We start from the raw sequence: 25,548 nt of genomic DNA, 5'->3' as shown, positions 1-25,548 counted from the left end.
GTGAGTAACAGTGTTCTAACACTGTTACTCACTCACGACGGCCGGCGCGCACGAGGAACTCGTCATGATCCGCTATGTCCTGCGACGGCTGCTCCAGCTGATCCCGGTGTTCTTCGGCACCACGTTCCTGATCTACGTCCTGGTCTGGGCGCTGCCCGGCGACCCGTTCTCCGGCAAGTGCGGCCAGGCCGCCTGCCCGGCGGCCTACATCGCCCAGATGACCGAGAAGTACCACCTGAACGACAACATCTTCGTCCAGTACTTCAAGTACCTCGGGAGCCTCTTCACCGGTGACTGGGGCGAAACCTTCAACGGCACCTCCGTCGGCGAGCTGATCGCCACGTCGTACCCGATCACCTTGCGGCTCGCCGTGATCGCCGTGGCCATCGAAGCCGTCATCGGTCTCACCACCGGCGTGCTGACCGGCCTGCGCGGCAAGGGTTTCCTCGACAATCTGGTGCTGGTGTCGACGACGTTCCTGATCTCGCTGCCGGTGTTCGTCACGGCGATCGTGCTGCAGCTCGCGCTGGGCGGCAACGGTCTCGGCTGGATCGAGGCCAGCGTGTCGGAGGACCCGGGCATCGGCGAGCTCATCGTGCCCGGCATCGCGCTCGGCAGCCTGTCGATGGCCTACGTCGCGCGCCTGTCGAGAAGCAGCATCGCCGAAAACCGCCGCGCCGACTACGTGCGGACGGCGATCGCCAAGGGGCTGCCCCAGAGCCGTGTCGTCGGCGTCCACCTGCTCCGCAACTCGGTGATCCCGGTGCTCACGTTCCTCGGCACCGACCTCGGCGCCCTGATGGGCGGCGCGATCGTCACCGAAGGCGTGTTCAACATCAACGGGCTGGGCAGGCTGATCTTCCGCGGTATCCAGGACCGGGAGAGCGCGACCGTCGTCGGCGTCGTCGTCCTGCTGGTGCTGGTTTACCTGCTGATGAGCCTGATCGTCGACCTGCTCTACGCCGTTCTCGACCCGAGGATCCGCTATGACTGACCCGAACCTGGTGGGTGGTGGCGGCGCCGACGCGGCCGAGCTGTCGCGCATCGACGACTCCGCCACCAGCCCGCAGAAAGCCCGCAGCCTGTGGAGCGACGCCTGGCGGCAGCTGCGGCGCAAGCCCGCGGTCATCGCCTCGGCGGTGATCATCCTGTTCATCGTGCTGCTCGCGATCGCCCCCGGCCTGTTCAGCTCGCGGGACGCGGGTTTCAGCGATCTGTCCCACGCCAACGAAGGGCCGTCGGCGGACGCCTGGTTCGGCTACGACAACCAGGGCGCCGACGTCTACGCCCGCACGATCTACGGCACCCGCGCCTCGGTGCTGGTCGGGGTGTTCTCCACGCTGCTGACCGTCCTCTTCGGCTCGCTCGTCGGCATCCTCGCCGGCTACTACGGGCGGTTCGTCGACAGCCTGCTGTCGCGGTTCGGCGACATCTTCGCGGGCCTGCCGTTCATCCTCGGCGCGATCGTCATCCTGACGACGTTCAACGCGCCCGGCACGAACCCCGGCGGCGTCACGATCATCGTCCAGGTGGTGTGCTCGATCGCCGTGCTGAGCTGGCCGGTGGCCATGCGGATCATGCGCTCGGCGACGCTGGTGGCCAAGCAGCTCGACTACGTCAAGGCCGCGCGCGGCCTCGGGGCGAGCACCCCGCGGATCATCTTCCGGCACCTGCTGCCGAACACGATCGCGCCGGTGCTGGTGTACGCCACCATCGCGCTCGGCGCGTTCATCGGCGCCGAAGCGACGCTCGCCTTCCTCGGCATCGGCGTGCGCGCGCCGGTGGTTTCGTGGGGCGTGCTGATCTCCGACTCGAAGGACTACTTCCAGAACGACCCGCACATGCTGCTGTTCCCCGGCGCCTTCGTCACCCTGACCGTGCTGGCCTTCGTGATGCTCGGTGACGGCATCCGCGACGCGCTCGATCCGAAGTCGAGGTAGATCCCCTTGTCCGACAACGAACTTCTGCTCGAAGTAGAGGACCTGCGCGTCGAGTTCCGGACGTCGGACGGCGTCGCCAACGTGCTCAACGGCGTCAGCTACTCGGTGCACGCGGGTGAGACGCTGGCCGTGCTCGGCGAATCCGGCTCCGGCAAGAGCGTCACGGCGCAGACGGTGATGGGCATCCTCGACGTGCCGCCCGGTGTGATCACCGGCGGAGCCGTGCGCTGGCGCGGCGAGGACCTGCTGACGGCGTCCGAAGAACGCCGTCGCGAGGTGCGCGGCAGCGAGGTCGCGATGATCTTCCAGGACGCGCTGTCCGCGCTGAACCCGGTGTTCACGGTGGGCTTCCAGATCGAGGAGCAGCTGCGTGTCCGGCTCGGGATGTCCAAAAAGGACGCGCGGAAGCGTGCGATCGAGCTGCTCGACATCGTCCGCATCCCGGCCGCGGACCGCCGGATCAAGGACTACCCGCACCAGTTCTCCGGCGGGATGCGCCAGCGCGCGATGATCGCGATGTCGCTCGCGCTCGACCCCGACCTGCTCATCGCCGACGAGCCGACCACCGCCCTCGACGTCACCGTCCAGGCCCAGATCATGGACCTGCTCGGGGAGATCCAGGCGGAACGCAAGATGGGACTGGTGCTCATCACCCACGACCTGGGCGTGGTCGCCGAGGTCGCCGACCGGATCGCGGTGATGTACGCGGGCCGGATCGTCGAGCAGGCCGACGTGGGCGAGCTGTTCCGCGCGCCGGGGCACCCGTACACCGCGGCGTTGATGGATTCCCTGCCCCGGCTCGACCTCAAAGGACAGACACTGGAGACGATCAAGGGTCTGCCACCGAGCCTGCTGCACATCCCACCGGGCTGTCCGTTCCACCCGCGGTGCAAGCGCGCCGAGGCCAGGTGCAGCGTCGACGTCCCGCCGCAACACGCCCTCGGCTTCGGCCGCACGAGCGCGTGTCACTTCGCCGAAGAGGTGGTGAGCTCCCGTGCCTGAACCGATTCTTTCGGTCACCGACCTGAAGAAGTACTTCCCGGTCCGCGTCGGCGTCCTGTTCAAGCGCACGATCGGCCAGGTCAAGGCCGTCGACGGCGTCTCGTTCGACCTGATGCCGGGCGAGACGCTCGGCGTCGTCGGCGAGTCCGGCTGCGGGAAGTCGACGCTCGCCCAAGTGCTGATGCGCCTGGAGGAGCCGACCGGCGGCACTGCCCAGTTCGAGGGCCGCGACATCTTCGCGATGCGCGGGGCCGAGCTGCGCAAGCTGCGGCGCGAGATCCAGATCGTGCTGCAGGACCCGTACACCTCGCTCAACCCGCGGATGACGGTCGGCGACATCGTCGGCGAGCCGTTCGAGATCCACCCCGAAGTGGCGCCGAAAAGTTCGCGGGCCACGAAGGTGCAGGAGCTGCTGGAAGTCGTCGGGCTCAACCCCGAGCACCTCAACCGCTACCCGCACCAGTTCTCCGGCGGGCAGCGCCAGCGCATCGGCATCGCGCGGGCCCTGGCCCTGCGGCCGAAGGTGATCATCTGCGACGAACCGGTGTCCGCGCTGGACGTCTCGATCCAGGCGCAGGTGATGAACCTGCTCGGCGACCTGCAGGGCGAGTTCGGGCTGTCCTACGTCTTCATCGCGCACGACCTTTCGGTGGTGCGGCACCTGTCGAACCGCGTCGCGGTGATGTACCTCGGCAAGATCGTCGAAATCGGCACCGACGAGGAGATCTACGAGCGGCCCTCCCACCCGTACACGCAGGCGCTGCTTTCCGCGGTCCCGGTGGCGGATCCGGCCGTGCGCGGGCACCGGCAGGTGATCCGGCTGACCGGCGACGTGCCGAGCCCGCTGGATCCCCCGTCCGGGTGCCGGTTCCGCACGCGTTGCTGGAAGGCGCAGGAGGTGTGCGCCACGGAGGTGCCGGAGCTGGTGCCCAGGACCGACGGGCATCCGTCAGCTTGTCACTTCGCGGAGCAGAAGTCGGTTGTTCCATAACGTACTTTTTGCCGTTGTATGCGCATTGTCCGATCTATACGGTGCAGGAACCGCTTTCCGGAGGAGGAGAAACGTGAAAAGACCCAGGCTTTTCGCCGCGGCCATGGCCGTCCCGCTGTTCGGGGCGCTCTCGGCCGTCGCGGTCCCGGTCGCGTCGGCGCAGCCCGCGCTGTCCGGCCCGGCGACCGAGTTCACCGTGCTCGCCAAGGACGTCCAGAGCATCGCCGGTGCCCAGCAGGCCATCCGTGCCGCCGGCGGCACCGTGCTGGAGACCAACACCGCCGTCGGCCTGATCAGGGCCAGCGCCCCGGCCACCGGGTTCACCGAGCGCGTGACGGCGAACCGCGCCGTGTACGGCTCCGCCAAGGCCCAGGCCGTCGGCTCGCTGCCGAAGAACGGCAAGAAGACCAAGCACGACAACGCGGAGAAGGAAGGCCGCGGCGCCGCCGCCAAGACGGCCGCCGCCGCGCCGGTGGGGATGGACCCGCTGGACGACCAGCTCTGGGGCCTCAAGTCCGTCCGCTCGGACCTTTCGCGCACCAAGCAGCCGGGCAGCAAGCAGGTCAAGGTCGGCGTCATCGACACCGGCATCGACGGCACGCACCCGGACATCGCGCCGAACTTCGACCTGGCCGACTCGCGCAACTTCACCCGCGACATCCCGACCGACCCCAACGGCGTCGAGCTCGACGGGCCGTGTGAGTTCCGCGGCTGCGTCGACCCGGCCAACCACGACGACGGTGGCCACGGCACGCACGTCGCCGGCACCATCGCCGCCGCGGCGAACGGCTTCGGCGTCTCCGGCGTCGCGCCGAACGTCACGCTGGTGAACATCCGCGCAGGCCAGGACTCGGGCTTCTTCTTCCTGCAGCCGACGGTCGACGCGCTGACCTACGCCGGCGACGCCGGCATCGACGTGGTCAACATGTCGTTCTACACGGACCCGTGGCTGTACAACTGCACGGCGAACCCGGCGGACTCGCCCGCCGAGCAGGCCGAGCAGCGCACGATCATCGAGGCGACGCAGCGCGCGCTGAACTACGCGCACCGCAAGGGCGTCACGATGGTGGTCGCGCTGGGCAACGAGCACACCGACCTCGGCGCGCCGAAGCCGGACACCACCAGCCCGGACTACCCGGCGAACAGCACGCACCCGCGGCAGATCGACAACTCGACCTGCCTCAACCTGCCGACCGAGGGCAACCACACCATCGGCGTGGGCTCGTTCGGGCCGTCGCAGAAGAAGGCGGACTACTCGAACTACGGCCTCGAGCAGATCTCGGTGTCGGCGCCGGGCGGCTTCTTCCGCGACGGCTTCGGCACGCCGTGGTTCCGCACGGTCCAGAACGAGATCCTCTCGACGTACCCGAAGAACGTCGGCGTCGCCGACGGCAACATCGACGCGGACGGCAACATCACGCCGGCGGGCGTCGCACTGGGCGTCCAGAAGGCGACGGCGGCCGACGGCCGGGTCGGCTACTACCAGTGGCTGCAGGGCACGTCGATGGCGACGCCGCACGCGGCCGGCGTCTCGGCGCTGATCGTCTCGCAGTACGGCAAGAAGTCGCACGGCGAGTTCGGTCTGGACCCCGACAAGGTCCAGCGCGTCCTCGAGGGCACGGCGGCGAAGATCGCCTGCCCGGTGCCCCGCACGGTGGAGTACCTGAACGAGGGCCGCACGGCCGACTTCACGGCCACCTGCGAAGGTGACCCGTCGTTCAACGGTTTCTACGGCCACGGCGCGGTCGACGCCTACGCGGCGGTGACACGCGGGTCGCAGTACCTGAAGTAGGGTTCGCGGATCGGCCCGCCTCCGGCTTCGGCCGGAGGCGGGCTTTTCCGTGTGGAAGTCGGTGCTCGACGCACTGGACGGCTTCTGGCTGCCGATGCCGGCCGACGACCTCGTCATGGTGCTGAGGCCGATCGAGACGGGCGCTACGACCACCTGGAGATCTGGTGGGAGCTCGCCGAAGACCGCCACGGCGAGCTGGTCCGCGGTGAGCGGATCGCGCAGGAACACGTCATCGCCGCGCTCGGCCGGCTCACGCTTCCCGAGCGGTACTTCGGCGTCCGGTGAGCAGGGGCCGGCGCGCACGCCGGCCCCGCGCTCAGCGGTTCGACGCCTTCTTGACGAACTTCGCCAGGTCCTTCGCCTGCTGCACCCGGGTCGGCTCGTGGATGTACATCATGTGGCCCGCCGGGTAGTACGCCGTGTCGATGTTCTCCCGCAGTTCTTCGGGGATCTGCAGGCGGGCCAGCACGTGCTCGGCCGCGTAGTACGCCGTCGCGCCGTCGTAGTGGCCGAAGGCGACGTGCACCCGGAGGTGCGGGTTCGCGCGCATCGCCGCGCCCAGCGAGTCCACCACCGACACCGAGCGGCCCTCGAAGTCCGAGTACGACCACGCCTTGAACGTGTCCTCGTGGATGAGCTCGTACGGCAGGTCGTTCTCGTACCCGAGCTCGGCCCGCACGTAGTGGTTGAACGCCGCCGCGTAGGCCCCGATGACCCGCGAGATCGACGGGTCGTCGCTCATGTGCTCGCGGCCGCCGTCCGGCTCCCACGTCGTGAACCGGCCGTCCATCCGGCCGACCGTCAGGCCGCGGTCGCGCAGCAGCTCGGTGAAGAAGCGGACGTGCTCGATCCGCAGGTTCACCCGGTCCACATAGGACTCGGTGAGTCCGGTCAGTGACGCCAGCGTGGCCACCGCCTCGACCCGGTCCTGAGTGGACAGACGGGCGCCGCGCGAAAGCACGTACGGCAGGTCCTTCGCCGCGAAGTCCTCGGCGTCGGCCAGGACGTCGTCGAGCGGGCGCTCGCCGTGCAGGCCGTGGTAGTGCGCGATCGCCGCGTACGTCGGCACGTACAGCGAGTACGGCAGGTCGTTGCCCTCGGTGAACCGCAGCGTGCCGAGGTCGAGCACCGACGAGATCAGCAGCAGGCCGTTGAGGTAGAGCCCGTGCCGGTCCTGCAGGTGCGCGGCCAGCCCGGCGGCGCGCAGCGTGCCGTAGGACTCGCCGGCCAGGAACTTCGGCGACAGCCACCGCTGGTGCCGCGACACCCACAGCCGGATGATCTCGCCGACCGACTCGATGTCGCCCTTGAAGCCGTGGAAGTCCTTCGTCTCCTCGCCGCCGGAGACCCGCGAGTAGCCGGTCGACACCGGGTCGATGAACACCAGGTCGCTGTGCGTCAGCAGCGTTTCCGGGTTGTCGGCCAGCCCGTACGGCGGCGGCACCAGGTCGTCGACGTCGCCCGACAGCACCCGGCGCGGCCCCAGCAGGCCCATGTGCAGCCAGATGCTCGACGAGCCGGGGCCGCCGTTGAAGGCGAACGTCACCGGCCGCGTGCCCGGGTCGGCGTCGTCGAGGGTGTAGGAGGTGAGGAACACCTCGGCCTTCGCCTTGAAGCCCTCGGACTTGCCGTCCTTGACGACCTCCTTGCGGAGGACGACCCGGCCCGCTTTCGCCGTGTACGCGAGCTTCTTCCGCTTCACGGTCAGCGTGTGCCGGGTGGTGACGATGTCGTCGGTGGGCTCGGCCGGGATCTCCGTGGCTTCCGCGGCCTTCGGCTCGGGCGCCTCTTCGGGGGTGGTGTCCGCCATGGACCCAACTTAGTCGGCGCGTCCGGGCGGCTGTGGCAGGGTGACCTGGTGCACACCGAGGACTGGCCGTCGACGATCGAGGAGGCACTCGCCACGCAGGAGCGGCTGCCCGAGACCACGCGCCACGCCGACCGGCTGGCCCGGACGGCGCTGCGATGAGGTCCCTCGCCGAGCTGGACGCGGCGGTGGCGGGGTGCCGCGCCTGCCCGCGGCTGGTCACCTGGCGGGAAAGCGTCGCGGGCACCAAGGCGGCGTTCCGCGGCGAGCAGTACTGGGCGCGCCCGGTGCCGGGCTTCGGGCCGCCGGACGCGTCGCTCGCGGTCGTCGGCTTGGCCCCCTCGGCGCACGGCGCCAATCGCACCGGCCGGATGTTCACCGGCGACCCATCGGGTGATTTCCTGTTCCGGGTCCTGCACGAGGTGGGGCTCGCGTCGCAGCCGACGTCGACGGCGATCGGCGACGGGCTGGAGCTGTACGGCACCCGGCTCGTTTCGCCCGTGCGGTGCGCGCCGCCGGAGAACAAGCCGACGCCCGCCGAGCGGGACACCTGTCGTCCGTGGCTCGCGGAGGAGCTGGCACTGTTACGTCCGACACTGCGGGCGATCGTGGTGCTCGGCGCGTTCGGCTGGCAGGCGCTACTGCCCGTGCTGGAGGCGGTCGGCCGGCCGGTGCCGCAACCGCGTCCGGCGTTCGCCCACGGGGCGGTCGTGGAGCTGGGCGACCTGCGTCTTTTCGGCTGTTATCACGTCTCGCCGCGCAATGTCCAGACACACCGCGTGACCCACGCCATGGTGGCGGACGTCTTCCGCGCCGCGACCTCGGTGACAGGACCGGACTGAATCGTTACGGAAACCGCAGCGACGCTGGTCACAGCCGGATGGGGCCCCCGAGCGGGGACGCGGCGAAGGTGTCACCATGAGGACATGGCTGCTGCGAAGTCGAAGTCGGAACCGACTCGGATCCTCGTCCTCGGTGGTGGGTACGTCGGGCTCTACACGGCGTACGGCCTCCAGAAGATGCTCCGGGCCAACGAGGCCTCCGTGACCGTCGTTGACCCGCAGCCCCACATGACCTACGCGCCGTTCCTCCCGGAGGCCGCGGCCGGCGCGATCGAGCCCCGCCACGTGGTCGTGCCGCTGCGGCGGGTGCTCAAGCGCTGCCACGTGCTGACCGCGCGCGTCACCAAGATCGAGAACGAGAAGAAGTCGGTCACGGTCGAGGCGGCCGACGGCCACATCGAGCAGCTCGGCTACGACATCCTGGTCGTCGCCCTCGGCGCGGTGGCCCGCATCCTGCCGATCCCGGGCCTGGTCGAGGAGGGCATCGCCTTCAAGACCATCGGCGAGGCGATCTACATCCGCAACCACGTGATGACGAAGCTCGACGAAGCGGCCAGCACGCTCGACCCGGAACTGCGCAAGCGCCTGCTGACGTTCACCGTCGTCGGCGGCGGGTTCGCCGGCATCGAGGCACTCGCCGAGCTCGAGGACATGACCCGGTTCGCGGTGGAGAACTACTACCCGAACATCAAGACCTCCGACATCCGCTGGGTGCTCGTCGAGGCCGCCGGCCGCATCCTCCCCGAGGTCCGCGAGACCCTGGGCGTGTACACGGTCGAGCAGCTGGAGAAGCGCGGCATCGAGGTCTACCTGTCGACCGCGGCGAAGTCGTTCGAGAACGGCCACGTCGTGCTGTCCGACGGGACCGAGTTCGACACCGACACGATCATCTGGACGGCGGGGGTGAAGGCCAACCCGGTGCTGGCCAACTCGGACCTGCCGCTCGACAAGCGCGGCCGCGTCGAGGCGACCGCGGCGATGCAGGTCATCGGTCACCCGGAGGTCTGGACCGCGGGCGACAACGCGGCGATCCCGGACCTCTCACGCACCGAAGACGACCCGACGGCGACCTGCCCGCCGAACGCGCAGCACGCGGTCCGCCAGGCGCGCCTGCTGGCGAAGAACATCATCAAGGTGATGCGCGGCGGCAAGCCGAAGGACTACTTCCACAAGAACCTCGGCGCGGTCGCCAGCCTCGGCCTGCACAAGGGTGTCGCCGACGCGCTGAACCTGAAGATCAAGGGCTTCCCGGCCTGGCTGTTCCACCGCGCCTACCACCTCAAGGCGATGCCGACCTGGAACCGCCGGATCCGCATCCTGCTGGACTGGATCCTCGGTGGCCTGTTCCGCCGCGAGGTGATCTCGCTCGGGCAGATCAACAACCCGAAGGACGAGTTCGCGCGCGTCTCGAAGTCCTGAGTTCTCTTCTCGAGTGCCCCCGGTCCGGCGACCGGGGGCACTTTGCTGTTCACGGCGCGCGTCGACTCCGTGGACACCGAATCGCTGCCATCACCTAGAGTGTGCGGTGCCCCCGTAGCCCAATCGGCAGAGGCAGTCGACTTAAAATCGATTCAGTGCGGGTTCGAGTCCCGTCGGGGGCACCACGCAGCGCCGCCGTGTCCACCGATGCGCCGCAGTAGTTCAGTCACCGTCAGGCCGGGGTTTGCTTGTCCGTGGCGGCGGCGAGGAACTTTGGCGCTGTCGGTTGCCCGCATGCATGCAGCGGTGGCGAGCGGCTGGTTGACCAACCTGCAACGTGAAGCCACTGAGGGCAGTCCGGTCGAAGGCCTGCACCGGCATCGGCGACTACGCGACGCGCCGGCCACCCGCGACCTGGATGTCGCGCTGCGCGAGTCGAGCAACCACGGCGCTCGTCAGCTCCTGGGTGAGTCGAGGAACCAGGCTGGTAACTGAGACGTAACTCACTACGGTCCCGCTGGAAACGAAACGGCCGACAATCGACAACCATGACCGCGCGGATAGGACCGGTTCAGGCAGATCCCTACCCTTGGCCCTACGACACGGTGGTGCCGATCGACAGGGTCGCCCTGCTGTGCATCGACTGGCAGACCGACTTCTGCGGACCTGGTGGCTATGTCGAGCGGATGGGCTACGACCTCGAACTCACCAGAGCCGGCCTGCCCGGCACACAGAAGCTCCTTGCCCACGCCCGCGACGTCGGCATGCTGGTGATTCACACCCGGGAAGGTCACCTGCCGGACCTGGCCGACCTGCCGCCCAACAAGCGCTGGCGTTCGGCCCGGATCGGCGCGGAGATCGGCAGTGCGGGGCCGGCCGGGCGCATCCTGGTACGCGGCGAACCGGGCTGGGAGATCGTCGACGAGGTCTCGCCGGCGCCCGGCGAGGTCGTGATCGACAAGCCGGGCAAGGGCGCGTTCTACGCCACCAACCTGGATTTGGTGTTGCGCGCCAACGCGATCAGCCACCTGATCCTGACCGGTATCACGACCGACGTGTGTGTGCACACCACGATGCGCGAGGCCAACGACCGCGGTCTGGAATGCCTGATTCTGTCCGACTGCACCGGCGCGACCGATCCGGGCAACCACGCGGCCGCGCTGAAGATGGTGACCATGCAGGGCGGCGTGTTCGGGGCCGTAGCCACTTCCGATGCCGTGATCGGGGCGACCACCACCGACGACTGATCGAAAACGAAAGGGCCCGACAGCCGATGACCACTCCCCTCACGGTCGACGCCGACCCCACGTCGTTTCTGTTCGAGCCAACCACGACCGCGCTCCTGGTGATCGACATGCAGCGGGACTTCGTCGAACCGGGCGGGTTCGGCGAAACGCTTGGCAACGACGTCAGCCAGTTGCGCGGGGTCATCGCTCCGCTCCAGCGAACCCTCGCCGCGACGCGTGCCGCCGGCGTAATGGTGATCCACACCCGCGAGGGCCATCTGCCGGACCTGTCCGACTGCCCGCCGGCCAAACTCGAGCGCGGTCGCCCGTCGATGCGCATCGGCGATCCCGGTCCAGGAGGCCGCATCCTCATCCGCGGTGAACACGGCCACGGCATCATCGACGAACTCGCGCCCGTCGACGGCGAACTGGTGATCGACAAGCCGGGCAAGGGCGCGTTCTACAGCACCGAACTCGCCGCGATGCTGTCCGCGGCAGGCATCACCTCTCTGGTGGTGACCGGGGTGACGACCGAGGTCTGCGTGCACACCACCGTCCGTGAGGCCAACGACCGCGGCTACGAATGCCTGGTGCTGTCGGACTGCGTCGGTTCGTACTTCCCCGAGTTCCAGGCCGCCGGTCTGGCCATGATCTCCGCGCAGGGCGGCATCTTCGGCTGGGTCGCTCCGTCGTCCGCCTACATCGCCGCGATTTCCGTTCTTGCCACCCCGGCCCGTTGAGACCCGCGGAAGGAACCGGTCATGTCCATCTTCGCGCGCGCCCGCAGCCGCTCCGATTCTGATGTCGAACTGCCGTTGTGGGTCAGCGGTGACCTCAACGCGTTCTTCGGTCTTGGCTTCAACGTTCTGGTGAACGTACTGGTGCTCTCCGGGTTGTGCCTGGGCGTCGCGAAGATCTCGTCGGGCGACGTGTACGGGGTGATCCTGCCGGCCCTGGGCATCCAGCTGCTGATCGGCAACGTCTACTACGCCTGGCTCGGCAGACGCCTGGCCTACAAGGAGAACCGCACCGACGTCACCGCCATGCCCTACGGGCCCAGCGTGCCGCACATGTTCATCGTGACGTTCGTGATCATGCTGCCGGTGTACCTCCGCACGAACGACCCGATCAAGGCGTGGCAGGCGGGCCTCGCGTGGTCGTTCATCATCGGACTGATCGTGCTGGCCGGTGCGTTCGTCGGCCCCTACATCCGGAGGTTCACGCCGCAGGCGGCGATGCTGGGCACGCTCGCCGGCATCTCCATCGCCTTCATCTCGATGCGTCCGGCCGGCCAGATGTGGGCGGCCGCGTGGATCGCGCTGCCCGTGTTCGCGTTGCTGCTCATCGGTTTCTTCGCCGGTGTGAAGCTGCCGTTCGGCATCCCGATCGGCCTGGCCGCGCTGGTGGTGGGCACCGGCATCGGCTGGATCGGCGGCTACATGCACCCCGCGGACGTGTCCACGGCCGCTCACGACATCGTGACCGGCCTGCCGTCGTTCCAGTTCGACCTGTTGTGGCACGGCCTGTCCGAGATCGGCCCGCTGCTGGCCACCGCCATCCCGTTGGGCATCTACAACTTCACCGAGGGCATGACCAATGTGGAGAGTGCCGCTGCCGCGGGCGACAACTTCAACCTGCGCAGCGTGCTGCTGGCCGACGGCATCGGCGCGATCGTCGGTTCGGCGCTCGGCTCGCCGTTCCCACCCGCTGTCTACATCGGACATCCAGGATGGAAGGAGGTCGGCGGCCGCACGGCGTACTCGATGCTGACCGGCGTTGTCATCGCGCTCCTGTGCTTCGGCGGCCTGTTCGGTCTGCTCAGTGCGCTACTGCCGGTGCCGGCGATCGTGCCGATCCTGCTGTACATCGGCCTGCTGATCGGCGCGCAGGCATTCCGTGTCGTACCGCGGCCGCACGCGGTGGCGGTGGTCATGGCCATCATCCCCAACGTCGCGGCCTGGGCGACCGGCCAGATGGACAACGTGCTGTCGGCGGCGGGCACCAGCGCGGCCAAGGTCGGTGAACCCGCCCTGGAGAGCGCCGGCGTGGTCTACCAGGGCCTGCACCTGCTCGGCGACGGCGCCATCCTGGCCGGACTGGTACTCGGCGCGATCACCGCGTTCCTCATCGACAAGCAATTCTGGTGGGCCGCCGGATACGCGGCAGCCGGCGCGGCGCTGTCGTTCGTCGGGTTGATCCACGCCGAGCAGGTCGGCTGGAACGCGGGTGGCGGTCAGGTCGCGTTGGGCTACCTGTTCTTCGCCGTGGTCTGTGCGGTGTTCGCATTGCTCCACCGCGATTCGACGTCCAGCGCCGAGCCGCAACCAGCCGCCACGGACATGATCGATGCGAAGCCCGCGGCATCCGCCTCATGAACACCACCAACGGGGTCGTCGGCAACGGGACCACCGGCCCCGTTGTCGACGATCCAGCCGTGCACGCCGAGGTGTCGGCGGCCTTCGCACGCTACGAAGCCGCACTGGTGGCCGGCGACCACGCCGTGCTGAACGAGTCGTTCTGGGCCAGCCCGGCCACCGTCCGGTTCGGCATCGCCGACCACCAGCAGGGCATCGACGAACTGCGCGCGTGGCGCGCCACCCAGGGACCACTCGACGGCCGGGCCACCCAGAACACCCGGATCACCACCTTCGGCACCGACACCGCCGTGGTGACCACCCTGTTTCGCTACCCTGGCCGGCCGGTCGTGGGCCGACAGAGCCAAACGTGGGTACGGATGCCCGCCGGCTGGCGAATCGTCAGTGCGCACGTCTCGGAGATCAGCACCGAGATCGATTGGTAGATATGCCCCTGGACCGTTCGGCCGGGGCTCGCGGCCGGCGCGGGGAGACGGAAATCACCGGGGTGGACGTCCCGCGGCGTCGAGTGCGGGTTTCAGCGGTGCGAGTGCGGCGCGCAGCAACTCGGGTAGCGAGCCGGATGGCACGACCAGCCCGCCGGGGGTGGGGGACGCCGGTCGTAGCCATTGTTGAAGAGCAATGCGGACCGCCGCTGCCACACTCGCCGCCAGCACTCGGGCGGTGTGCTCGTCGGGTTCGGCGAGGCGTGGGGTCATCGCGTCCGCCAGGGGATTCTCGAGTTCGGTCGCCGTGGCGACGAATGCGGTGCGCAGTGCCGGATGGGTCGTGATGAGCAGCAGTGCGTCGCGGGCCGGTTCGCCCGGGTCCGTGTACTGCTCCACGATCGCCTCGACCACGGCGTCGGCGAGGCCGACGTCGGCCGGCTGGGCGGCTACGGCCGCCGCGACGCGTGCTTCCCGTTCGGCGGTTACCGCCGCGACGATCGCCTGTTCTCGGCTCGAGAAGTAGTTGTTGTAAGTCCGAGGCGAGACTCCCGCCGCCTCGGCGATGTCGTCGACGCGGACGTCTTCCGGTCCGTGTGTCAGGGCCAGCCGCAATGCCGCCTCGCGCAGCGCCTCCCTGGTGGCCTGCTTCTTCTGCTCGCGCAACCCCGTCACGGTTCCAGTATCGCCGCTTGAGTGCGCGCGCGCAAACTTGCGCGCACGCAAGTTTTGTCCGTAGGGTGGTGTCATCGGTACCCGACGGGAAGGACCGAACCCATGCGTGCCAAGGGCATCGCGTACGACACCGGCTTCGTCCGCAACGGCCAGATCTCTCGCGAGCGCTTCGGTCCCGACGTGGTCAGGCGGGAGCTGGCCATCATCCGTGACGATCTGCACTGCAATGCCGTGCACCTCGTCGGTGGCGATCCGGAGCGGCTCGAACTCGCTGCCCGCTGTGCCGCCGAGCTGGGGCTGGAGGTCTGGTTCTCGCCCTACCCGCTGGAGCTGACGACCGCGGAGATCCTCTCGCTGTTCGCCGACTGCGCGCAGCGGGCCGAGCGGATCCGGCAGGAGGGCGCTGACGTCGTTTTCGTCGCCGGTGTCGAACTGAGCATCATGAACCGGGGATTCCTGCCCGGTGACGACATCGAAGAACGGCTCGGTCTGCTGTTGGGCCGTCCCGATGGCCGGGGCGAGCGACTTGCCGAAATGAGTACCCGCCTCAACGGCTTCCTCGGCGAGGCCGTCGCCGCGGTCCGAAAGCGCTTTCGGGGCAAGGTCACCTATGCCTGCATCCAGTTCGAGGGCGTCGACTGGACGCCGTTCGACATCATGTCGGTCGAACTCATCCGGTCGGCCGAGGTGGCCGGCCAGTTCCAGGACGGCGTTCGCACCCTCGTCGAGCAGGGGAAACCGGTCGCGATCACCGGCTTCGGCACGGCTACCTGGCAGGGCGCCGGTGACGTCGCGCCGCGCAGCATGGGGATCGTCGAGTACGACCAGAACGGCCGGCCTGCCGGACTGGACGGGGACTACGTCCGCGACGAGGCCGGCCAGGCCACCTATCTGCGTGAGTTGCTGGAGATCTTCGAGGCCGAACGCGTTGACAGCGCCTTCGTCTACCTCTTCGCGCTCGACAACTTCCCGCACCGGCCCGGCGATCCCCGTCGTGACCTCGACATGGCCAGCCTCGGCATCGTCAAGGTTCTCGAAGGGTGCCACGGTGACACGTACCCCGACATGCCGTGGGAACCCAAAGCCGCTTTCGCCGCCGTTGCCGACTGCTATCGCGCCTGAGTTGCCGCCGAATGACCAGCCCGGGGCGGCATCGCTCCCGAGAGTGCGACGCCGCACCGGATGTGCTCCGCGAACTCAGGCAGTGGGCCGGGTCGCTCCGGCGTACTGGCTCTGCAGAGGCGAGATCTTCACGACGTCGCCGCTGGTCGGGGCGTGGACCATCTTGCCGTCGCCGATGTACATGCCGATGTGGGACACCGGTGAGTAGTACGCCACCAGGTCGCCCGGCTGCAGCTGGTCGCGCGGGACCGGTGTGCCGTACTGCGCCTGCGCCGCGGAGTTGCGCGGCAAGGTGATGCCGGCTTTCTTGTACGCCCACAGCAGGAGGCCCGAGCAGTCGAACGAGTCCGGCCCGGTGTCACCCCAGACGTACGGGCTGCCGAGCTTGCTCAGCGCCGCGTTGACCGCCGTCTGCGCGGCCGCCGTCGGGGCCTTGACGTCGGGTGCCTTTCCGCCGGTGTCGCGCTGGGCCGCCTTGTCGGCGGCACTCAGGTTCTTGTCGGCGGCCTTGACCTGTTCGATCTGGTCGTTGAGGGTCTTCTGCTTGGCCTTGATGTCCTCGGTCAGCTTGGCCGCGGTGTCGCGGGCGTCCTGAGCCCGTTTCGCGGCGTCCGAAGCCTTTTTGGTGGCGTCGGTGGCCTCCTGGACGGCGCCGGTGAGGTTGGTCATCGCGGAGTTCTTGTCCGTGGCCAGCACTTCGAGGGCCGAGGACCGGTCGAGGAAGTCCTGTGTGGACGTACCGGACAGCAGCGCCGACAGCTTGTTCAGCTGGACGCCGCTGGTGAACGACGCGCCGGCGAACTTGTCGACCTCCTCCTGGTACTTCTTCCGGTTCTCGGTGGCCTTGAGGCCCTGGTCCTTCGCCGCGTTGACGTCGTTGGTGGCCTTGTCGAGCTCGCCTTGCTTGGTCGTCAGGTCGGTCTGCGCCTTGAGCAGGTCCTCGTTCAGTTTTTCGGCCTCCGCCGCGAGTTCGCGGTACTTGGCCAAGGCGTCGGAGGAACTGGGCGGAGCCTGGGGAGCGGGAGCGGGGACGGGGGCGGCGGTGGCGACAGGCTGGGCGACGGTGACCACGAGGATCACCGAGGTCGCCGCGAGGATGCCTGAAACCACCCGCCGGATGGGGTGCGACTGCACGGTCGCGCGGGTCTCCTTTGCTCGTCGTCCGCCGGCCGGAACCACGGCATCGGGGCGTGCCGTTCGTTGGGCAGCGCGAGCCGCACCAGGTGACGCGCGCGGCGGTTCCGTTTTTCGCGGCCTCGGAGGCAAAGCCGGGCCGGCGGTGATCCCGCGTCGCCGTCCGGTCGACGGCAGCTGCCGCAAGATCACGGCCAGGCTACGAAAAGACTTCGGTGCTGTCCACCTTCTGGCGGAACAAATCTTTGTATGCAGCCAAGTCACGCTGTGTTATGTGCCTTAGTACTAACTGTCATAGTAGGCATGCCGTTGAAACCCCTACCCCCTAGGGGTATGGTGGCATTGTCGCGACGCGCCAGGCCCGGCCATACGAAGGAGAACGCCATGACCAGCAGCACCTACACCGTCACCGGCATGACCTGCTCGCACTGCGTGGCTTCGGTCAGCGAAGAGGTCGGCGCCATCGACGGCGTCACCGCCGTCGCCGTCGACCTGCCCACCGGGGCCGTCACCGTCACCAGCGACCGGCCGGTCGGCGACGCGCAGGTCCGCGCCGCGATCGAAGAGGCCGGTTACACGTTCGCCGGGTAGGCCCGGCCTTCAAGCGAGGGAAGCAGAGATGAACACCACAGCACGGCTAGCCGTGTTCGGCGGAGCGCTCGCCCTGCTGGCCGCCGGGGGATTCGCCGTGGGCGGCGCGGTCGGCCCGGTTTCGGCCGTGACCAGCGAAAACGCGGGCCACGGCGACATGGGCGGCGAGCACGTTCCGGCGGACGACCTGCCGGGCGGGCTGGCGTCGAGCAAGGACGGCTACACGTTCACGGTGGCCGGCACGGCTCCGGAGCCCGGCCGGTTCTCGTTCACGATCACCGGCCCGGACGGCAAGCCCGTCACCGGCTACGACGTCGAACACGAGAAGAAGCTGCACCTGATCGTCGTGCGCCGGGACACCGCGGGCTTTCGGCACGTCCACCCCGAGATGGCGCCGGACGGCACGTGGAGCGTCCCGCTGACCCTGCCCGCCGCGGGCTCGTACCGCGCGTTCGCCGACTTCACCCCCACCGGCGGCAAGGCGATGACTCTCGGTACCGACCTGTCCGTCGCGGGCGACTACCAGCCCGCGGTCTACGCGCCGAGCCGCACCGCCCGGGTCGACGGCTACACCGTCCAGCTCGCCGGGGACCTGACCGCGGGGAAGACGTCGCCGCTCACGCTGAGCGTCTCCCGCAACGGCATCCCCGTCACGGACCTGCAGCCCTACCTCGGCGCCTACGGGCACCTGGTCGCGCTGCGCGAAGGCGACCTCGCCTACCTGCACGTCCACCCGGACGGCGAACCCGGTGACGGTAAGACGGCCGCCGGGCCGCAGGTGAAGTTCGCCGCCGAAGTCCCCAGTGCGGGAAGCTACCGGCTGTTCCTCGACTTCAAGCACGGCGACGTCGTGCGGACGGCCGAGTTCACCGTGACGACGGCAGGGAGGGCGTGATGACCGAGGTCGAACTCGCGATCGGGGGTATGACCTGCGCGTCCTGCGCCAACCGCATCGAACGCAAGCTGAACAAGCTCGACGGCGTCACCGCGTCGGTCAACTACGCCACCGAGAAGGCTCGCGTGCACGCACCCGAAGGCGTCGACCCGGCTTCCCTCGTGGCCACGGTCGAAGCCGCCGGGTACAGCGCGACCTTGCCGGGCACCACCGAGTCCGAAGTGGACGAAGAGGATCCGGCGCGGCCGTTGCGGCAGCGGCTGGTCACCAGTGCCGTGCTCGCGGTCCCGGTGGTCCTGCTCGCGATGGTCCCGGCACTGCAGTTCACGTACTGGCAATGGATTTCGCTGACGCTGGCCGCGCCGGTCGTCACCTGGGGTGCCTGGCCGTTCCACCGGGCGGCGTGGACGAACCTCCGGCACGGCGCGGCCACCATGGACACGCTGGTGTCGATGGGTGTGCTCGCGGCGTTCGCGTGGTCGTTGTGGGCGTTGCTGTTCGGCACGGCCGGGACGCCGGGGATGGTGCACCCGTTCGAGCTGACGATCGCGCCGTCGGACGGCGCGGGCGACATCTACCTCGAGGTCGCCGCCGGCGTCACGACGTTCATCCTGGCCGGTCGCTACTTCGAGGCGCGGTCCAAGCGTCGCGCCGGTGCCGCGCTGCGAGCTCTGCTGGAGCTGGGCGCGAAGGAGGTCGCCGTTCTGCGCGGTGGCGCCGAGGTCCGCATCCCGACGTCCGAGCTGGCGGTGGGGGACCGGTTCGTCGTGCGGCCCGGCGAGAAGATCGCCACCGACGGCGTGGTCGAGGAAGGCAAGTCCGCGGTCGACGCGTCGATGCTCACCGGCGAGTCGATGCCCGTCGAAGTCGGTGCAGGGGACGCGGTGACCGGCGCGACGGTCAACGCCGGCGGCCGGCTGGTCGTGCGGGCCACCCGCGTCGGCGCCGGCACCCAGCTGGCGCAGATGGCCAAGCTGGTCGAGGACGCCCAGAGCGGCAAGGCCGACGTGCAGCGGCTGGCCGACCGCGTGTCCGGGGTGTTCGTGCCGATCGTCATCGGACTGGCGGCCGCCACACTCGGCTTCTGGCTCGGCAGCGGCGTCGGCACGGCGGCGGCGTTCACCGCGGCGGTCGCGGTGCTGATCATCGCCTGCCCGTGCGCGCTCGGCCTGGCCACCCCGACGGCCCTGCTCGTCGGCACCGGCCGCGGCGCCCAGCTCGGGGTGCTGATCAAGGGCCCGGAGGTCCTGGAGTCCACTCGCCGGGTGGACACCGTGGTGCTCGACAAGACCGGCACGGTCACCGCGGGCCGGATGACGCTCACCGCCGTGCACACGGCCGAGGGTGTCGGCGAAGCGGAGCTGCTGCGGCTGGCCGGCGCGCTCGAGGACGCGTCCGAGCACCCGATCGCCACCGCCATCGCCCGGGGCGCCCGGGAGCGCGTCGAGTTGCCTGCGGTCGAGGACTTCACGAACGTCGAAGGGCTCGGCGTGCAGGGCATCGTCGACGGCCACGCCGTCCTCGTCGGCCGGACGGCCTTGCTGGAGGACTGGAGCCAGCCGCTGCCCGCCGATCTCGCCGAGGCCAAGTCCGCGGCGGAGAAGCGCGGGCAGACCGCGGTCGCGGTGGCTTGGGACGGCGCGGCCCGGGGCGTGCTGGTGGTCGCCGACACCGTCAAGCCGACGTCGGCGGAGGCGATCGCGCAGCTGCGCGAGCTGGGCCTGACGCCGGTGCTGCTCACCGGGGACAACACAGCGGTGGCGCGGGCGGTGGCCGACGAAGTGGGCATCGACGAGGTGATCGCCGAAGTGCTCCCGGCCGGCAAGCTCGACGTCGTCAAGCGGCTGCAGGACGAAGGCAAGGTCGTCGCCATGGTCGGCGACGGCGTCAACGACGCGCCGGCGCTCGCCCAGGCCGACCTGGGGCTGGCCATGGGCACCGGCACGGACGTCGCGATCGAGGCCAGTGACATCACCCTCGTCCGCGGCGACCTGCGTGCGGTGGCCGACGCGATCCGGCTGTCGCGGCGGACCCTGCGGACGATCAAGGGCAACCTGTTCTGGGCGTTCGCGTACAACCTGGCCGCACTGCCGCTGGCCGCGGCGGGGCTGCTGAACCCGATGATCGCGGGCGCGGCGATGGCGTTCAGCTCGGTGTTCGTCGTCGGAAACAGCCTGCGGCTGCGGAGTTTCAGCGGCAGGTGACGAAGCTGGTGACCAGCACCAGGGCCACCGCGATCGCGGACGGCGCGAGGAAGGCCGCGAGGCCGCCGGCGACGGTCGTCCACCGCGGTGCCGGCGACGAGCCGGTGTCGAGCCGGCTCAACCGGATGGCCGTGTCGCCGCCCGCCATCGCGAGGGCGCGACGCGGCCCGTCCACCGCCCGGATCGACACGAGCGCCGACCGGAGCGGCTCGCGCCCGCACTGCGCGGCCGCCGCCTGGTCGGCGGCCAGTTCCACCAGCAGCCGCGTCGCCCCGGGCAGCTCGCGCATCAGCGGCACGAACCGCAGCGTCCGGCCCAGCACTTCCGAGCAGCCGGTGAGCAGGTGGTGCCGCCCGAGGACGTGGGCGCGTTCGTGCGCCAGCACCGCCCCCAGTTCGCGCTTCGTCAGCCGCGCCGCGAGCCCGTCGCTGGCGACCACCAGCGACCGGCGGCCGCCCAGGCTGTACGCGATCGGCCGTTCGTCCGGCAGCCACAGCGTGGGGACCGGCCTGGTGTCACGGGCGCCGGAGAGCCGCAGCGCGGTCAGGTGACGCCGGTGCAGGACGGTCCGCCGTCGCCGCCGCGCGAGCCAGGTCACCGCCAGCCTGCCGGTCGCGACGGCCAGGACGAGGCCCGCGACCGCCCCGGCGATGGGGTCGAGGGCGGGCAGGTCGTCGTGGCCGACCGCGGCCCAGCAGTCGTGGAGCACCCGGATGACCGCGTCGGCCGGGCCGTGCCCGGGCAGGACGAGCAGCAGCACCCCGGCGACCGCCGCGGCGGCCACGCCGGCGGCGGTCAGCAGCCACCAGGCGATCGCCGTCCCCGGGTGGACTCGCGCGGAGAGCCTGCTCAGCAGCGACGGAGACCACCAGCCGACGGCGATGGTCCCGAGCAGCAGGGCGGCCGCGAGGATCACCGTTTTTTCGGCTTCCGGCGCAGCGCCCGGCGGAGGACGTCCGACTCCTCTTCGCTGACGGTGCTGACGAAGTGCAGCAGCACGGACTCGCGGTCGTCGACGGAGTCGAGCACCTCCCGCAGGCTCCGCGCGGTCGCTTCCGCCCGCGTGGTGACGGCGCGGTAGCGGTAGGCGCGGTTCTCGAGGTCGCGGACGACCCACCCCTTCCGGTGCAGGTTGTCCAAGACCGTCATCACCGTCGTGTACGCCAGGTCGCGATGCCGGTTGAGCTCGTCGAGCACCTGGCGGACCCGCAGGGGTTCCGCCGCGTCCCAGAGCACGTCCATCACCGACGCTTCGAGCTCGCCCAGACCGAGCATGGCACCTCCGGCAGGCAGAATACTTCCCGCGCGGCCGACGGGCGCCGGGGCGGCGGCCCGCCCCGGCGACCGGTCATCAGCTCCGCGTGAGCAGGCCCCGCATCTCGGTGATCTCGGCCTGCTGGGCGTCGATGATCTTCTGGGCGAGCGCCTTCGCGTCGGCGTTGCCGCCCTTGGCCAGCTCGGCCTTGGCCATGTCGACCGCGCCCTGGTGGTGCTCGATCATCATGCCGAGCCACATCCCGTCGAACTCGGTGCCCTTGGCGGCCTCGAGCTTCTTCAGGTCGTCGCCGGACATCATGCCGCTCATCCCCGGCATCGATTCGTGGGTCATTCCCGGCATTTCGGACGCGCCGGCACCCCAGGCGGTCAGCCAGTCCCGCATCTGCCGGATCTCGGGGTCCTGGGCCTTTTCGATCCGGCTCGCGAGGTCGAGCACCTTCGGGTTCGTGCTGCGCGACGGGACGAGCTTCGCCATGTCGAGCGCCTGGCTGTGGTGCGGGATCATCTGCTGGGCGAACGTGACGTCGTCGGCGTTGTGGCCGGCCGCTGCTTGTGCCGACGAGGGTGCCGACGAGCCGGGGTTCATCCCGGACATGGAGTCGGTGCCGCCGCACGCGCCGAGCAGGACGGTGGAGGCCAGCACGATGCCTCCGATGATGACATTTTTGCGCATGACAAATCTTTCTCTGTGATGGGTGCGTGATTCGACAGGCCGGGGAAAGCCGGTCGATCACGTGCGCAACACGCACAAAGAAGTCAGGATGCTTCGGCCGCCCCCGTCCGGTGGGCGTCCCCGGCTCGGTGAACCGCGTGAACGGACGGCCCGGGAGAACGTCGTGGTGAACCACGAAACACCCAGGAAGACGGCGACGGCCAGCAGGAGCGCGCCCGCCGCGCACAGCACGGCCAGGCAGAGGTGGAGGATGTCGTGCAGGCCGCCCGGCATGCCCGGATCGTGTTCGCCGGAGCCGGCTGACGGCGGAGCGGTGACCGCCTGCGGCCCGGACGCGGACATGGCGTGCATCGCCGTGCCACCGGCTGCGCTCGCCATGCCGACGTGGTGCATCGTGACGACGCCCACGGCGAGCGTGCACAGCAGGAGGATCTGCTGTACCTTGCCGAGCCGTTTCGCTGTCATCGTGTCAACCACTGTTCCCGATCATACTATGGCGAATAGTAGCGCGATCAGGGCTTCGTGCCGTTGCGGTGCGGTGCGGGGCGGCCGGGCGGAGTTCCGCGCGGCACTTGCCAGCGCGGCACGGCGGGATGCCGGCCCGCTCCTCGGAGCCGGAAGCTGATCTCGTGCGCTCGAGCCAGAACGGGAAATTCGCGACTATTCGTCGTCTCACATCGCGTCGCGGGAGAGCTGTTCGACGATATTCGCCAGCTCTTGCCAGATCGCGGCATTGCGCCGGGCGATATCCGCGACGAGATTCGCGCAGTGCGGCGGAACGGCGGCGAACACGCCGGTGTCCTCGGGACTCAGTGCGTGCGAGGCGAGCCACCGCAGAACAGCACGTCCGGAATCGGTGAGTTTCAGGGCCGGATCCCGCCCGAGCGAATCCAAGATGGCCGCCAAGCTGTCCGGATCTTCGTCGCCCGCCCGGGACGGTGGCCCCTCGCCGACCACGTCCGGACACCAGCCGTTTTCCACGTTGAATCCCCCCGCCGGACCCAGACATCGCAAACGAACGTTGTTACGGTAGTCGGTGGGCCGTACTCGGTGTCAAGCTCGAGGGGGCAAGAATTGAGAGCGCTCCCACAATGTTATCTTGCCATTGCGGCGCGGTGTGCCGGTGCCCGGCTCACTTTTCCGCCGCTTCGCTGGGAAAGAGGATCGGGCTCAGCAGATACCGGGTACGGCCGGGCGCGGGCGGGTTGGCCAGCCGGGGCAGGATCGCCGCGCGCAGTTCGCCGACCATCGCCGTGAGTTCGTCGTCGTCGAGCCAGATCGCGTGTTGCTGGTAGCCGACGGGATCGGTGGCCGGGTCGGCGGTTTCGCGGTCGAGGTAGGCGGTGAACTCCGCCACCAGCGCGGCCACCGCCACCGTGAACCCGCGCCGGTGATCGGCGGGTGACAGGGACGCGGCCGTGGCCGGGTCGATGGAGGCCCGTTCGCGGCGCAACCGGTAATGGCGCTCGACCGCGCCGCGTACGCGCCGTTCTTCGGCCACTTCCAGGACTTCGCCGGCGGCGAGCAGGTCGACGTGCCGGTACACCATGGCCTTCGAGACGTCCGGCAGCAGCGCGCAGAGCTGGGCGGTGGTGAGCGTCCGGTCGCCGCGCATGGCGTGCACGATCCGCAGCCGTACCGGGTGACCCAGCAGTTCCAACGTGTCCACTACCGAACGATCTCACATCGTGATACCTTTCGCAAAATACGAGAAAGGTGGTGGGGGGATCATGACGGACCCTGGGGTGGTGGCCGGCACGGTCGTCGCCATGGCGGCCGAGGGACGCTTCGCGGACGTCGAGGAGCTGTTCGCGCCGCGGCTGCGGGCGGCCGCGTCCGCCGAGACGCTGCGGGTCGGCTGGGAGATGGAGATCGCCAAGGCCGGGCCGGTCACGGCGGTCGGGGGGCCGGTGCGCGAGCCGGTCAAGGCGGGCCTGGTCCGGGTGAGCGTCCCGGTGACCTGCCGGCGCGGCGGGCTCACCGTGGTCATGTCGGTCGACGGCGACGGCATGCTGCACGGCCTGCGGCTCGCGCCGCCGTCCGGAACGAGCTGGGAGCCGCCTGCCTACACCGTCCCGGGCCGGTTCACCGAGCGTGAAGTCACCGTCGGCGCCGGCCCGCTCGCGGTGCCCGGCACGGTGACCCTGCCCCGGGGGCGCGGTCCGTGGCCGGCGGTGGTCCTGCTCGCCTCGGGCCCGTTCGACCGCGACCTGACGACCGGGCCGGACAAGCCGTTCAAGGACCTGGCTTGGGGCCTGGGCAGCCGAGGCGTCGCCGTGGTCCGCTTCGACAAGGTGACCCACGTGCACCCCGGCGTCGGCTCCGAACCCGGCTTCACGATGGCCGACGAATACGTGCCGCACGCCATCGCCGCCGTTCACCTGCTCCAGCGGGAGCCGGCCGTGGACCCCGCGCGGGTGTACGTCCTCGGCCACAGCGGCGGTGGCAAGGCCACGACGCGCGTCGCGGCCGCCGAGGCGTCGGTCGCCGGCCTGGTCAGCCTCGCCGGGGACACCGTGCCGTTGAGCCGGGCGGCCGTCCGGGTCGCCCGCTACCTGGCCGAGCTGGACCCCGGCCCGGCCACGACAGCTGCCCTCGAGACGGTTTCGCGCCAAGCCGCGCTCGTCGAGAGCCCCGGTCTTTCCCCCTCGACCCCGGCGGCGGACCTGCTCTTCGGCTGGCCGGCCTCGTACTGGCTGGACCTGCGCGAGTACGACCCGGTCGCGACGGCGGCCGGGCTGGCCAAGCCGATGCTGATCCTCCAGGGCGGCCGCGACTACCAGGTGACCGTGGCCGACGACCTCGCGCGCTGGCGAGCGGGCCTGGCGCACCGATCCGACGTCACGATCAGTGTCCACGACGCCGACGACCACCTGTTCTTCCGCGGCGAGGGGCCGGCCAAGCCCGGATACGAGTCGCCGCAGCACGTCGACCCCGCCGTGGTCGCCGAGATCGCCGGCTGGCTGGCGCCCCGCCGGCGCGGGATCGCCCGGTTCTTCGCCCGGCGGCGTCCGGTCGCCGGCTGACCCGCGCCGCGCAGGCGCTTGCGGTAGATGGCGGAACGCGCCGGGCGCTGTTCGCCCGAATCGGGGCCCTTTCCCGACGTTGGTGATTGACAACCCGGGGCCGGGAAGCGACGGTGTGTCGGGCGACTGGG

The 25,548-nt window shown here is 69.8% G+C and carries 27 protein-coding genes and 1 tRNA gene; 19 read left to right on the top strand and 9 right to left on the bottom strand.

All coding sequences use genetic code 11. From position 1 onward, the window contains the following. Positions 1-64: 64 nt before the first annotated feature. The 6 genes from A3CE_RS0117150 (at position 65) to A3CE_RS0117125 (ending at position 6,010) form a co-directional block, all read left to right on the top strand. Positions 65-994 (top strand): ABC transporter permease, encoded by a 930-nt coding sequence (locus tag A3CE_RS0117150; protein WP_020641333.1) that lies wholly within the window; start codon positions 65-67, stop codon positions 992-994. After that, positions 987-1,940 carry an ABC transporter permease gene (locus A3CE_RS0117145; protein WP_020641332.1) on the top strand — a complete coding sequence of 318 codons (954 nt, stop codon included), beginning with the start codon at positions 987-989 and terminating at the stop codon, positions 1,938-1,940. The genes A3CE_RS0117150 and A3CE_RS0117145 overlap by 8 nt, the downstream gene beginning before the upstream one ends. Positions 1,941-1,946: 6 nt before the next feature. After that, positions 1,947-2,942 (top strand): ABC transporter ATP-binding protein, encoded by a 996-nt coding sequence (locus A3CE_RS0117140; protein ID WP_020641331.1) that lies wholly within the window; start codon positions 1,947-1,949, stop codon positions 2,940-2,942. Further along, positions 2,935-3,933, top strand: coding sequence for an ABC transporter ATP-binding protein (locus A3CE_RS0117135; protein ID WP_020641330.1), 999 nt, complete (start codon positions 2,935-2,937; stop codon positions 3,931-3,933). Before A3CE_RS0117140 ends, A3CE_RS0117135 begins: the two co-directional genes overlap by 8 nt. A 103-nt stretch (positions 3,934-4,036) precedes the next feature. Then, a complete protein-coding gene (locus A3CE_RS0117130) occupies positions 4,037-5,725 on the top strand; it encodes a S8 family serine peptidase (protein WP_020641329.1) in 1,689 nt (562 codons plus the stop codon). Positions 5,726-5,776: 51 nt separating this feature from the next. After that, entirely contained in the window at positions 5,777-6,010 is a 234-nt protein-coding gene (locus tag A3CE_RS0117125) for a hypothetical protein (protein ID WP_020641328.1), read from the top strand. A gap of 31 nt (positions 6,011-6,041) precedes the next feature. Here the strand turns inward: A3CE_RS0117125 and A3CE_RS0117120 are convergent, their stop codons facing one another. Beyond that, on the bottom strand, positions 6,042-7,535 hold the full coding sequence (locus A3CE_RS0117120; RefSeq protein ID WP_020641327.1) for a S10 family peptidase: 1,494 nt from the start codon (positions 7,533-7,535) through the stop codon (positions 6,042-6,044). Between the two features lie 155 nt (positions 7,536-7,690). Here A3CE_RS0117120 and A3CE_RS0117110 point away from each other — a divergent pair, with 155 nt between their 5' ends. From A3CE_RS0117110 to hpxZ, 8 genes are all read left to right on the top strand, one after another. Further along, positions 7,691-8,374 carry a uracil-DNA glycosylase gene (locus tag A3CE_RS0117110; protein ID WP_020641325.1) on the top strand — a complete coding sequence of 228 codons (684 nt, stop codon included), beginning with the start codon at positions 7,691-7,693 and terminating at the stop codon, positions 8,372-8,374. An 84-nt stretch (positions 8,375-8,458) separates the two neighbouring features. Then, positions 8,459-9,793: an NAD(P)/FAD-dependent oxidoreductase gene (locus A3CE_RS0117105; protein WP_020641324.1), complete on the top strand. Its 1,335-nt coding sequence runs from the start codon at positions 8,459-8,461 to the stop codon at positions 9,791-9,793. Positions 9,794-9,901: 108 nt separating this feature from the next. Continuing rightward, positions 9,902-9,978 (top strand) — tRNA-Leu (locus A3CE_RS0117100). Between the two features lie 109 nt (positions 9,979-10,087). After that, entirely contained in the window at positions 10,088-10,288 is a 201-nt protein-coding gene (locus A3CE_RS56540) for a hypothetical protein (protein ID WP_125591683.1), read from the top strand. Between the two features lie 53 nt (positions 10,289-10,341). Further along, positions 10,342-11,040 (top strand): biuret amidohydrolase, encoded by a 699-nt coding sequence (biuH, locus tag A3CE_RS0117095; RefSeq protein ID WP_026468572.1) that lies wholly within the window; start codon positions 10,342-10,344, stop codon positions 11,038-11,040. A 26-nt stretch (positions 11,041-11,066) separates the two neighbouring features. Further along, a complete protein-coding gene (locus A3CE_RS0117090) occupies positions 11,067-11,759 on the top strand; it encodes a cysteine hydrolase family protein (protein WP_020641322.1) in 693 nt (230 codons plus the stop codon). 21 nt (positions 11,760-11,780) lie between these two features. After that, positions 11,781-13,394 carry a hypothetical protein gene (locus A3CE_RS0117085; protein WP_020641321.1) on the top strand — a complete coding sequence of 538 codons (1,614 nt, stop codon included), beginning with the start codon at positions 11,781-11,783 and terminating at the stop codon, positions 13,392-13,394. Then, a complete protein-coding gene (gene hpxZ, locus A3CE_RS0117080) occupies positions 13,391-13,819 on the top strand; it encodes an oxalurate catabolism protein HpxZ (RefSeq protein ID WP_020641320.1) in 429 nt (142 codons plus the stop codon). The genes A3CE_RS0117085 and hpxZ overlap by 4 nt, the downstream gene beginning before the upstream one ends. A gap of 54 nt (positions 13,820-13,873) precedes the next feature. Here hpxZ and A3CE_RS0117075 read toward each other — a convergent pair whose 3' ends face one another. Beyond that, positions 13,874-14,494: a TetR/AcrR family transcriptional regulator gene (locus A3CE_RS0117075; protein WP_043790906.1), complete on the bottom strand. Its 621-nt coding sequence runs from the start codon at positions 14,492-14,494 to the stop codon at positions 13,874-13,876. 102 nt (positions 14,495-14,596) lie between these two features. On the opposite strand from A3CE_RS0117075, the gene A3CE_RS0117070 reads away from it, so the two are divergent. Then, a complete protein-coding gene (locus A3CE_RS0117070; RefSeq protein ID WP_020641318.1) occupies positions 14,597-15,616 on the top strand; it encodes a glycoside hydrolase family 113 protein in 1,020 nt (339 codons plus the stop codon). 75 nt (positions 15,617-15,691) lie between these two features. On the opposite strand, the gene A3CE_RS0117065 is transcribed toward A3CE_RS0117070, so the two are convergent. Then, positions 15,692-16,750 carry a C40 family peptidase gene (locus A3CE_RS0117065; protein ID WP_020641317.1) on the bottom strand — a complete coding sequence of 353 codons (1,059 nt, stop codon included), beginning with the start codon at positions 16,748-16,750 and terminating at the stop codon, positions 15,692-15,694. A gap of 384 nt (positions 16,751-17,134) precedes the next feature. Here A3CE_RS0117065 and A3CE_RS0117060 point away from each other — a divergent pair, with 384 nt between their 5' ends. Genes A3CE_RS0117060 through A3CE_RS0117050 form a run of 3 tightly spaced genes read left to right on the top strand, consistent with a single transcriptional unit; the run spans position 17,135 to position 20,440 of the window. Then, positions 17,135-17,341, top strand: a complete 207-nt coding sequence (locus A3CE_RS0117060; protein WP_020641316.1) for a heavy-metal-associated domain-containing protein — start codon at positions 17,135-17,137, stop codon at positions 17,339-17,341. A 28-nt stretch (positions 17,342-17,369) separates the two neighbouring features. After that, positions 17,370-18,236 carry a hypothetical protein gene (locus A3CE_RS0117055; RefSeq protein ID WP_026468571.1) on the top strand — a complete coding sequence of 289 codons (867 nt, stop codon included), beginning with the start codon at positions 17,370-17,372 and terminating at the stop codon, positions 18,234-18,236. Further along, positions 18,236-20,440 carry a heavy metal translocating P-type ATPase gene (locus A3CE_RS0117050; protein ID WP_020641314.1) on the top strand — a complete coding sequence of 735 codons (2,205 nt, stop codon included), beginning with the start codon at positions 18,236-18,238 and terminating at the stop codon, positions 20,438-20,440. The genes A3CE_RS0117055 and A3CE_RS0117050 overlap by 1 nt, the downstream gene beginning before the upstream one ends. Here A3CE_RS0117050 and A3CE_RS0117045 read toward each other — a convergent pair. The 6 genes from A3CE_RS0117045 to A3CE_RS0117020 form a co-directional block, all read right to left on the bottom strand. Beyond that, positions 20,427-21,356: a M56 family metallopeptidase gene (locus tag A3CE_RS0117045; protein WP_020641313.1), complete on the bottom strand. Its 930-nt coding sequence runs from the start codon at positions 21,354-21,356 to the stop codon at positions 20,427-20,429. The two genes, A3CE_RS0117050 and A3CE_RS0117045, sit on opposite strands and share 14 nt — an antisense overlap. Beyond that, entirely contained in the window at positions 21,353-21,715 is a 363-nt protein-coding gene (locus A3CE_RS0117040) for a BlaI/MecI/CopY family transcriptional regulator (RefSeq protein ID WP_020641312.1), read from the bottom strand. Before A3CE_RS0117040 ends, A3CE_RS0117045 begins: the two co-directional genes overlap by 4 nt. A gap of 76 nt (positions 21,716-21,791) precedes the next feature. Then, complete coding sequence (locus A3CE_RS0117035; RefSeq protein ID WP_020641311.1) at positions 21,792-22,391, bottom strand: DUF305 domain-containing protein; 600 nt, start codon at positions 22,389-22,391, stop codon at positions 21,792-21,794. Between the two features lie 57 nt (positions 22,392-22,448). Beyond that, complete coding sequence (locus A3CE_RS0117030) at positions 22,449-22,856, bottom strand: DUF6153 family protein (protein WP_020641310.1); 408 nt, start codon at positions 22,854-22,856, stop codon at positions 22,449-22,451. 207 nt (positions 22,857-23,063) lie between these two features. Next, positions 23,064-23,372 carry a hypothetical protein gene (locus tag A3CE_RS0117025; protein ID WP_020641309.1) on the bottom strand — a complete coding sequence of 103 codons (309 nt, stop codon included), beginning with the start codon at positions 23,370-23,372 and terminating at the stop codon, positions 23,064-23,066. A gap of 151 nt (positions 23,373-23,523) precedes the next feature. Then, the gene (locus tag A3CE_RS0117020; protein WP_020641308.1) at positions 23,524-24,060 is read right to left on the bottom strand and encodes a helix-turn-helix domain-containing protein; all 537 of its coding nucleotides are present in this window, start codon (positions 24,058-24,060) and stop codon (positions 23,524-23,526) included. 61 nt (positions 24,061-24,121) lie between these two features. On the opposite strand from A3CE_RS0117020, the gene A3CE_RS0117015 reads away from it, so the two are divergent. Beyond that, entirely contained in the window at positions 24,122-25,417 is a 1,296-nt protein-coding gene (locus A3CE_RS0117015) for an alpha/beta hydrolase (protein ID WP_043790904.1), read from the top strand. Positions 25,418-25,548 lie beyond the last annotated feature (131 nt).

Origin of the sequence: Amycolatopsis balhimycina FH 1894 (assembly GCF_000384295.1) — a bacterium.
GTDB lineage: Bacteria > Actinomycetota > Actinomycetes > Mycobacteriales > Pseudonocardiaceae > Amycolatopsis > Amycolatopsis balhimycina.
This window is presented reverse-complemented; position numbering and strand designations above follow the sequence as displayed.